At 35.3% G+C, this 10,022-nt stretch carries 8 protein-coding genes; 2 read left to right on the top strand and 6 right to left on the bottom strand.

All coding sequences use genetic code 11. The features are described 5' to 3' along the window. The 5 genes from VK541_RS00295 to VK541_RS00275 all read right to left on the bottom strand — a co-directional run. Positions 1-637: hypothetical protein (locus VK541_RS00295; protein WP_324365724.1), on the bottom strand; the 637-nt coding region annotated here is incomplete at its 3' end. 7 nt (positions 638-644) lie between these two features. Continuing rightward, positions 645-1,649: a polysaccharide pyruvyl transferase family protein gene (locus tag VK541_RS00290; protein ID WP_324365722.1), complete on the bottom strand. Its 1,005-nt coding sequence runs from the start codon at positions 1,647-1,649 to the stop codon at positions 645-647. A 61-nt stretch (positions 1,650-1,710) separates the two neighbouring features. Next, on the bottom strand, positions 1,711-4,113 hold the full coding sequence (locus tag VK541_RS00285) for a GumC family protein (protein ID WP_324365720.1): 2,403 nt from the start codon (positions 4,111-4,113) through the stop codon (positions 1,711-1,713). Between the two features lie 5 nt (positions 4,114-4,118). Next, entirely contained in the window at positions 4,119-4,901 is a 783-nt protein-coding gene (locus VK541_RS00280; protein WP_324365718.1) for a polysaccharide biosynthesis/export family protein, read from the bottom strand. A 78-nt stretch (positions 4,902-4,979) separates the two neighbouring features. Continuing rightward, positions 4,980-5,711: a tyrosine-protein phosphatase gene (locus VK541_RS00275; RefSeq protein WP_324365716.1), complete on the bottom strand. Its 732-nt coding sequence runs from the start codon at positions 5,709-5,711 to the stop codon at positions 4,980-4,982. A 396-nt stretch (positions 5,712-6,107) separates the two neighbouring features. Between VK541_RS00275 and VK541_RS00270 the strand changes: the two genes are divergently transcribed. Further along, positions 6,108-7,430: an MBOAT family O-acyltransferase gene (locus VK541_RS00270; protein WP_324365714.1), complete on the top strand. Its 1,323-nt coding sequence runs from the start codon at positions 6,108-6,110 to the stop codon at positions 7,428-7,430. 2 nt (positions 7,431-7,432) lie between these two features. Further along, complete coding sequence (locus VK541_RS00265; RefSeq protein WP_324365712.1) at positions 7,433-8,368, top strand: hypothetical protein; 936 nt, start codon at positions 7,433-7,435, stop codon at positions 8,366-8,368. Here VK541_RS00265 and VK541_RS00260 read toward each other — a convergent pair. Continuing rightward, positions 8,365-10,020 carry a capsule assembly Wzi family protein gene (locus VK541_RS00260; protein ID WP_324365710.1) on the bottom strand — a complete coding sequence of 552 codons (1,656 nt, stop codon included), beginning with the start codon at positions 10,018-10,020 and terminating at the stop codon, positions 8,365-8,367. The genes VK541_RS00265 and VK541_RS00260 overlap by 4 nt on opposite strands. Positions 10,021-10,022: the final 2 nt, after the last annotated feature.

The raw sequence follows: 10,022 nt of genomic DNA, 5'->3' as shown, positions 1-10,022 counted from the left end.
TCAAGGCCAGAACTTTACTTCCTAAAATTGAATAGATAATATTAAAGCACAGGGAAGCACACAAATTTACCAAAGCAAAAAGGATTATACCACCTCCTAGGACTAATACAGTAAGACCACTTATCAATTTAAGTAATGAATAACCTGAAAGAAGATTAATACTCAAGGAAGCTTTTCTCGCTGCAATAAAATAAGATTCACTTAGTTGCTGATAAAAATCAAATCCTCGTGCCAACATTATTAAAGACACAGCTGTTATGGCGTCCTGCTTAGGTATTAACGACTTCGCAAATACACCGAAACTATCTAGAATGAACAAGAGAACACCTCCGAATAGAACTCCGGTCAGCAGTGTCAAAGAGATAAGCAGAAAACCCGTCCTTGATATATTTGCGGCCTTTTGATATTCAGCAGCTGCATATCGTAAAACTAGCTGCCCCGCAGCCGCAGATCCAAAACCTAAATTGGTATATGCAAACATTGTTGGAATCACAGTCAAGGTAAGCCACTCACCATAAAAATTGACTCCCCAAGCTGTTATAAAAAATGGCACCAACAACAATTGCTCCAAAATATTGACACCTTTTTGAAGCCCTGTCGCTATACCATTTTTTAACAAGTTTTTCTTAAGAGACATAGAGGATTTATAACACAGATTTGATTTTTACTTTCAATTTATCAAGCTCGACATCAATCACATCGAGATTTGGCTTTATGATTCCCCCATTTGATTTGTAATCAAATCCAAGCCTATCAAAGATGCCCGCACGAGGTGACTTTGTAAATAGTCTGGCTGGTTTACCAAATGCCAGACTTACTGCACAAGAATGAACTCTATCAGATATTGTAAAATCTGCAGATTTATACATGGCCAAATATGACAAAAGATTAAAACTCATAAATGAATTTGGATGTGAGAACTTGATATGATAAAAATGAGTAGATAAGTCTTGATGAACTCTAACTATTTGGTGTGTGTCAAGCATAACTTGTTGAGGGCGTAGAAAATTTAAATGTCTGCTTATATTGTGGCTGAGATTCAGGTATGTGTTTTTTCTTTCAAGACTTACATTTTCTAGTATCACAGGCCCATTTGTTTTAAAAATAGGTTCTAATTCAGAATAAAAACTACTTATAAAGAAAGGGGTTTTTGGCTTGAATTCATCAACAGGCAGCATCCTGTTAACAATAAATGCCGTACAAATACCATTATAAGATTCGGGAACGAATTCCTTGAACTTTGAGTAAGTTTCTTCATCACGGGAAGAAAACAGTATTGGAGGATATTTCTTTAAAAAAGCACCAAGTTCTTGTCTAAAGCCCTCTTGTACACCAGCACCAGAAACGCTAATTAACATGTAATCTGCGCCTCTGGATTTAATATCGATAATTTTTTGTTTATAATTATTTAACAACTGTGGAATCATTGGTCCAGAAAAAACATGAACGTCTGCAGTCTGAAAACTCATTAAGTTAAAAAAGTTATCCTTTTGTCTAGCTATTTTGGGGCGAAACGCCCTGTTCATAGGCCCCTCTTCCATTAAAACATCATCATTAGGATACATCTGTTTTATTAAAGAATATAAAGAGCTTTGATAAAAACCGTCACCAATGTTATTCCATGTAGAATTTTCAACAAGTATTTTCATTATAATCAATTATTATTATTTTCATTATTATATATAACCTTCTTACAGACAAAAATCTATTTTATCTAGCTTTTCTAAACCTATCCCATATATTTTTGCGGTTTTCAGTATTGCCATAACTTCCATAACCGTGGCCGTAGCCATAGCCATAGCCATAGCCATAGCCATAACCATAACCATAACCATAACCTGCGGAAGCTTGTATATCATTCACAACGATACCTATTTTCTTCATCTTCCTATTCTTATACAAGTCATCGACTATGTTTAACTGATCTTTGTGAGTGTATTTTTGCCTAACTAAATATAAACAGATATCAGTGTAAGCCTCCATCAACTGGGCATCAGTAACGATACCTACAGGAGGAGCATCGATAATGATATAATCAAACTGTAGCCTAAGTTCCTCCATTAATAATTTAGTGCGGTCATTTAATAACGTTTCCGCGGGATTTGGCGGAATCGGGCCAGAACTTATAATGAATAAGTTTGAATGTATATCCAAGGGTTTAATAATGTCTTTCGCGTGCATTTCCTGGTTAATAATATAATTGGTAAAACCGGAAGTGTTAGGAGTGTTTACCTTGCCGGAGAGGCCAGGTTTCCGCAGATCTAATTCCATCAGTAAAACCTTTTTCCCAGAAATCGCTAATATATTTCCTAAATTGATCGCAATAAATGACTTACCTTCACCAGACATGCTGGATGTAAGTAAAATAACTTTGTCATCTGGGGTCTTCAAAAAAAACGATAAGTTAGTTCTTAATGCTCTAAATTGTTCTGCAATAGCAGACCGTGAACTATTTGCTACTACGAGATTATCACTTTCATCGTTGTGATTAATCTCCCCGATAACTGGCACGTTAGTCTTACTTGTGATATCTTCTTTAGTTTCTATTTTAGTGTTAAGAATTTCGATTAGATAAAAAGCCCCAAAAGGCACCAAAAGGCCCACAGCCAAACCAATCAAATAAATAATCTGTTTTTGAGGGCTAAAAGGTGTTCCATCAGATTTTGGCGGATCAATGGTTTTTGAGTTGGCAATGTTTGAAGTTTTAGAAATTGCTGTTTCTTCACTTTTCTGCATTAAGAAAAGATAAAGTTCCTGCTTAATTTGCTGTTGTCTAGCTAAATTTAAATAGTTTCTCTCAGTCTCAGGAACCTGCTTGATTTGGCCTTCAACAGCCTTAACTTGATTTAATATCCTGCTTTTGGAGATATTTAAGGCATTCTTTGTGCTATTTAAATTTAACAGCATATCTTTTCGAAGATTTGCAATCTGTTCATCAAGATTAATAATTACAGGATTAGTCTCGGTGACACCTAGCAATCTTTTATCCCTCTCTAGCAATAATGTATTATATTTTTCGACTAAACTGCTAAAGGTTATATCTTCTAATAACGAGCTTGGAAGAACTCTTTTGATTTTAGGATCCTCTAGATATCCTTCCAAATCCTCTAAGATACTTATTTGAGTTTCAACCTTGGCAAGGTCGGTAACATATTGGCCACTCGAGGTAATTAATAGTTTACCTTGTTCGGTCATATCTGCCAAATTATTTCTTTGCTTAAAGCCTTGTATATTCCCCTCCAAATCACCCAATTCTCCTCCGATTAAGACTAATCTATTCTGTATGAACTTAATAGTACTATCAGCAACTTCATTTTTATCTTTTAAATTACTTTGTACATAGTTATATATTAGTCGGTTTAGAATATCTTCTCCTTTTTTAGGCACCGGATAGTTTAAAACTAAGTCTATAATAGTGACCTGTTTATTGTTAGCCCCTACAGTTAAATTATGCATCAAACTAGCGGCTCTACTATCTATTGAAACAACATCGAAGCTATAGTTTCCTGGGTGAATTGGAACACTATAATTTCTGTTAATCTGCAAGTTGCCCACACCCGGAAGATTAAAAATTTTACCATATGTTAAAACAGTATCGCTGTCTCCAATTTTAATAGATATTTGGTTGTTCACTAAAACTTCCAGCTGAACGTGGCTATTTTTTATGGTGTCAGTTAGATTGACACCTTGTACAATAAACGGCGAAGCGTAAAGTTCCGCATTTCTCACGGTGCCATCTTTATAATAGGTTATATTGAGATTCATATCTCTCACTACTTGCTCCATTAATGATCTAGTCTTCAGAATTTCAACTTCATTATCAACAGAGCTTTGTGTACCCAATAAACCTCCTAAACCACCCAAAATGTCACTACTGGCTGACATGCCACCGCCTTTTTTTTCATCATTTACCAAAACCTTCGATGAAATTTTATAAATCGGGTTTTGATATTTCACATATAAATAGGAAAAGAACAGCCCCAAAAATAACGATAAAACGATCCAATACCATTTGGCGAAAACTTTTGCGAAAAACCTTCGCATATCCATTTGGTTATCACTAGCTTGTTCTTGTAAAAATAAGTCTTCTGGGAAGTGGTTAGTGGTATTCATTTATTTTATAATCTCGTTAATATAGTGACAAGCAATGTAGCGATAGAGACACCGATAGTTATTAGTTGGGTTCGAGGGGAATTGGCATTTGTTACCTTTGCTTTGGTTGGCTCCACATACAGTATATCATTCTGCTTTAAATAAAAATAGGAAGAAGTTATCAAACTAGATGAATTAAGATTTAATCTAACGACATCCTTTTTACTACCGTTATCACGAATAAGCATAACATTTTCTCTTTTGCCAAAAATGGTTAAATCACCAGCCATAGATATGGCATCTAAGACACTTACTCTTTCAATTGGCACTGTATAAGACCCAGGCTTGGCGACCTCTCCTAAGATGGTGATCTTATAATTCGCAAAACGCACCTGCACAGTGGGTTCTTTGTAATAGGTAGCCGCTTTTTTCCTAATCAACTCTCTGGCTTCGGTAGTTGTTAATCCAGCGAGTTTAACAACCCCTAGCATAGGCATTTCTACGTTACCTGATTTATCTACCAAGAACCCGGTTATCGGTGTCGTTACTCCAGAAGCGCCGTAAGCAGCTGTTATTGGCTGATCTAAGGCGACGGAAGAAGATTGGTCTATGGTCTGAACGTTGATACTTAAAACATCATCCTGCTGAATTAACGGTTCCTTGAATTCCGCTGCTACTAACTGCTTAACTTTAGAAGAATCAAGGTCAGAAAAATAAACAGCATTAACTCGAGTTCGACAAGAGATGAGGGAGAAAACACTCAAAATTATTATTACGGGGACAAAAAATCTTGTACTTAATTTTTTCATAGATTCATTTAAGCTTTTACAGGTAGTTATGCTACAAAGCTAACCTTTTAATATATATTACAAATACCCATATAGTTATTACAGGAACAACTCTTTGTTGCTAAAATTATAATTCCCTAGCTTTTCATATATATAACCACTTTCAACGGCCTTCTTTAATGCGGTTAAGTGCTTTTCGTGATGTAAATCAGTTCCTGCAAAATCATAAGTTTGTTGTCCTAATAAATAATCGGCCGTCTTTTTTACTTCCTTTCCGTAATATCCGGTTACCGATAGCAAGTTAAGCTGAAATAGAACTCCCATATCTTTATATCGATGAAACCTCTTATAGTCATGATGATAAAAAATATATCTTTCCGGATGGGCCAATATCACATTATATCCCTTAATCTGAAGGTCAAATATTACTTGTTCAATACCAGGGCTTTCGTTTAAATATGACATCTCAACAAGTATATAATTACCGGGTAAACACAAATGATCCACATGTATCTTAAAAGTGTCGTCTATCATATATTCTGCCGCTGCATCAATTTCTATACCAACTTTTTCAAAATGCAATGCTTCTTTCACCAGCTCTAGTGCCTGAGATATTGTTTGGGCAGTATTCGGATACATTTCAGTAAAGATATGAGGGGTACATATCAATTTGTTAAAACCTAATTGCTGTAATCCTTTAATGTAGGTAATGGACTGACTAATATTTTCGGCCCCGTCATCAATTCCCGGAAGCAAATGCGAATGGATATCAACACCAAGCCAACTGATATCGGTAACTAAATTCACTTTTTTTTTAAAAATAGAAAACATTTGTGTTGTTTTAATTAGCGGGTAAAGTGACAAAAATGTAATTCTTAGTTATCTTAGTGTATAAAATACACTATAACAATCCGCCACTAAAGTAGGTAAATTTCATTGCAATGTACAACAATAAACAAAAAATAATGATAGATTTTCATACATCGTAACAGAATTACCACTTTTATCGACTTCAGTATTATAAAATCAGAACATTTGTCTAACTTGATCCGAATTATACACTCAATAAGACAGATTGTTTAAGTTAACAGCCAGATGCTTTTCAATTCGATAGAATTCGCAATATTTTATGTAATAGTAACTTTCCTATATTTTATATTGCCTTTCAAATCAAAGTGGCTTTTATTGTTACTTGCGAGTTGCTATTTTTATATGGCATTCGTTCCCATGTACATATTGATTCTTGGTTTTACAATAGTGATTGATTATTTAGCAGGAATATATATAGAAAAATGCGAGGGACAGAAAAGGAAAACACTGCTTATCATAAGTCTGTTTACTAACATAGGAGTTTTATTTTTTTTTAAGTATTTTAACTTTGTCAGTTTAAATATTTCCAAATTATTTGAAGACAGCAACTACGGTGGTCCTGCTCCCTATCTGACAGTTTTACTACCAATTGGATTATCATTTCATACTTTTCAGGCGATGAGTTATACAATTGAGGTATACAGAGGTAATCAAAAAGCGGAAAGACACTTTGGCATCTATAGTCTCTATGTAATGTTTTATCCGCAACTGGTCGCTGGACCTATTGAGCGACCTCAAAATTTGCTTCATCAATTCTACATTGACCACAAGTTTGACGAAAAGTTAATGACAAGCGGTTTAAGATTAATGGCTTGGGGGTTGTTTAAAAAGGTTGTAATAGCTGACAGGTTAGCAATTGTTGTAAACCAGATTTTTGATGCACCTGAAAAACATACTAGCTTGAATTTAATCGTAGCGGTGTTTTACTTTTCTTTCCAAATATATTGTGATTTTTCTGGATATTCGGATATGGCAATTGGAGCGGCCCGGACGATGGGCTTTAAGCTAATGAAGAACTTTGACGCTCCCTATCAATCAAAATCAATCAGTGAATTTTGGCAAAAATGGCATATTTCCTTATCTACATGGTTCAAAGACTATTTGTATATCCCAATGGGTGGTAATAGAGTGAATGTTCCAAGATGGTATCTGAATTTATTTATTGTTTTTTTACTTTCCGGCTTGTGGCATGGTGCAAATTGGACGTTTGTTGCCTGGGGAGTCTTGCATGGTCTTTACCTTATTTTTGAAACTATTACTAAAAAAGCAAGGAAAAGAATAGCAGATATTTTGGATATTGGCAAAGTAAATATCCTTTCAGTAATATTTACATTTGCACTTGTGACATTTGCATGGATTTTTTTTCGGGCCCAAAATATAGATATCGCAGTTTACATTGTCAAAAAAGTTGTATTAGGAATTCCTGAAGCGGTCGCCCAATTATTACATGGTAAACTTGACCTGATAAATTTAGGTGGCAGCTGGTCAAGTTTAATTGTATCCTTTGCGCTGATCTGCTTTTTAGAAGTTATTGAGTTCTTAAAGAAAAGATTTCACCTCATAAAGCGATTTGAAGAATCTCCAGCAACAATTAGGTGGGGCACTTATTATATTTTGGTCCTGGTTATTCTAACAATGGGCGTTTTTAACCAAAGTCAGTTTATTTACTTTAGATTTTAGTTATGAGATTCTTTTTTAAACTCCTGCTACTGATAGCTCCCATTACTATAATTATGCTCTCTGGTTTATTTTTGCCTCCGAATAAACTGGAAAGGAAACGTTTATTATTCTCACAATTAGACAAAAATAAATTATTGAAGGTTACCCAAAGACCAAGGATCATCTTCATAGGTGGATCTAACTTAAGTTTTGGACTAAATAGCCAGATGATAAAAGATTCGTTAGGTCTAAATCCAGTTAACTCTGCTATCCATGCATCTCTCGGGTTAAAATACATGTTGAGAAACGCTGTAAAGTATATAAAAAGTGGTGATATAATTGTAGTGTCTTTCGAATATCATCAATTCCTTGGCAATATGGCAGATGGAGAAATAGAACTGCTATCCATGGTTTCTGATGTCTCCCCTGATACCAGACCATTGTTAGATGCTGGTCAATATTTCCACCTTATGAAATTTCTACCTAAATTTCTTCTCTCTAAAACAAACCCGATAATATACTTTTCCAAAACTGACACTATTATTGATATATACGACAGGCTAGCTTTTAACAAATATGGTGATGCGGTCAGGCATTGGTCATTGTCCAGAAGAGATTTTAATACGGTAACACTAAATGACGATCTGAATGATGAAGCATTTATGGCATTGATCGAGTTCAAAAAAGAAGTTGAAATTAAAAAAGCCAAACTGCTGATCACTTTTCCATGCTTTCAAGATCTGTCCTTTAAAAAATCGATCCGAAAAATAAAAAAAATAGAACGGCGCCTTAAAGACGATCAATTTACTTTGCTTGGAAATCCAGAAAAATATGAATTTCCGGATAGTTTATTTTTTGATACAACATATCATTTGACAAAAGAAGGTGCTATATTAAGAACAAAATTGTTAATTGATGATTTAAAGGAAATCATAACAAAAAAGGTTGGATGTAATTAATAATTGTACATCAAACCTACCCTAATTTGGAGATTATTAGCCTTTCCTCCAATAACGTATTGATAATTAGTAGACTTGATATAGGTCATTTGTGAGCTTAAAATAAAATTTGCAAAATCCCAATCAAATTTTCCGCTAAAGGATAGGTCGGACCAGGTTTTTCTGTCGCCGTCAACGACTTTAGACAAAGTAACATTATATGCTGTATTCTCCACCCTCAGTCCTACTCTCTTCGATCCATTTACCCAGGCTACGTCAAATGTCTGCTGATTACTCTCGGGGCCAATACCTGCACCCAGCATCTGTCCCTTATGGGTATAGCCTGCAGGAACTTTAGAATGCGCATACCAAATAGGCTCGTCCCTGATGTCACCCGGATTTGTACCTTCTAATCGCGTCAATTCCATACCCAGCTGAATATAAGTATCCTCTTTTTTCAACTCAAGCAGCTTTCTGTATCCTACAATATAGGCTCTTGAACTCTCCGGTTCCAATAATAAGTCCCTGATATCATAGGAAGTGTCGTTTCTTCCGAACTGAAAATAGGCTTCAGCCCTGCTTTCAGGAAATACCCATCTTGCAAAACCGGATATATACTGGTCACGGGGAATCTGATCCTCTGATACTATGATGTTCTCTTTATCTGTATAGGACTCTTTTAAAGCAGCGGTAAATATAGGAAGATAATAATTAAATTTGCGCTTTAAATCTTTATGATAAATGATAAAAGAGCGATCTATGCCAAGATATAGATTTGGGATCCATTTCGGTTGGTAGGTGAAAATGATGCCTGAAAGATACCGCCAATCATTAGGTTTGTCCTTATTCTTTATTCCTCCGAAGATATTGATTCCGGATGGTTCTAATTTTCCTCCTATAATTTGCGTTTCGAATGAACCAATGTAGGTTTTTATTGGTTTGGATGTATTTAAAGTTAAGTGCTTGAACCCTGGCGCATCATTAGACATTAATAAAGAATTATGCATTCCAGGACCCCACCAAAGATTTTCATTCGAAAGCGCAATAGAAACAGGATCAAAGGTTAATCTAATACTACTCTGTCCCCAATTTAATTTTGTATAAGTACCACTGCCGTACCGGGAAGGCTGATCAATTCGATTATAGTAAGCGTTATAAGACTCGCTGGTTTCGGATAACTCTCTATAATCCTTATTTTCTGCAAAGACAAGCTCTGGTCTCAATTGCACACTCAATGGGCCTATTTTTGCGTAAACGCCCGCTGACAACTGTGTCTGATAGCCTTTAGCTGGAATCATAGAGCCGTCATTCATTCCATAAGGATGATGGCTGTTGAACTGATTAATCCAGGTAACAGGCAAAAGATAAAGTTCTGTACTACCATTTTTAGAACGATAGAATTGTTTACTTAAATCTGATACACGCAATGCTAAATGAGAAGTGTCGCCATTGAATATCTTATTGGAAAGACTAAGTGGCCTGATCATAAAAGAATTATGAGAACTATCCAGGCCTAATAACTGCTGCCTTCTCAGCGCGTCTTCTACATTTTCCAATAGTCCACCTACAGGTAAAGTTTGAGCAGAAACCCTTAATTGTAAAAAGCAGCTAATTAAAAATATGCCGCAGCATATGTAATGATTAACCTTTATCAAAGCTGATGTGTTCTTCATGG

Source organism: Pedobacter sp., assembly GCF_035317785.1.
Lineage (GTDB): Bacteria > Bacteroidota > Bacteroidia > Sphingobacteriales > Sphingobacteriaceae > Pedobacter.
The sequence above is the reverse complement of the archived record's forward strand: the minus strand, read 5'-3'. Positions and strand labels throughout refer to the sequence as shown.

Coding starts and splice junctions, on each gene's coding strand:
- VK541_RS00265 (WP_324365712.1), top strand. CDS start 7,433: ATGAGATTCTTTTTTAAACTCCTGCTACTGATAGCTCCCATTACTATA.
- VK541_RS00260 (WP_324365710.1), bottom strand. CDS start 10,020: ATGAAGAACACATCAGCTTTGATAAAGGTTAATCATTACATATGCTGC.
- VK541_RS00290 (WP_324365722.1), bottom strand. CDS start 1,649: ATGAAAATACTTGTTGAAAATTCTACATGGAATAACATTGGTGACGGT.
- VK541_RS00280 (WP_324365718.1), bottom strand. CDS start 4,901: ATGAAAAAATTAAGTACAAGATTTTTTGTCCCCGTAATAATAATTTTG.
- VK541_RS00270 (WP_324365714.1), top strand. CDS start 6,108: ATGTACATATTGATTCTTGGTTTTACAATAGTGATTGATTATTTAGCA.
- VK541_RS00275 (WP_324365716.1), bottom strand. CDS start 5,711: ATGTTTTCTATTTTTAAAAAAAAAGTGAATTTAGTTACCGATATCAGT.
- VK541_RS00285 (WP_324365720.1), bottom strand. CDS start 4,113: ATGAATACCACTAACCACTTCCCAGAAGACTTATTTTTACAAGAACAA.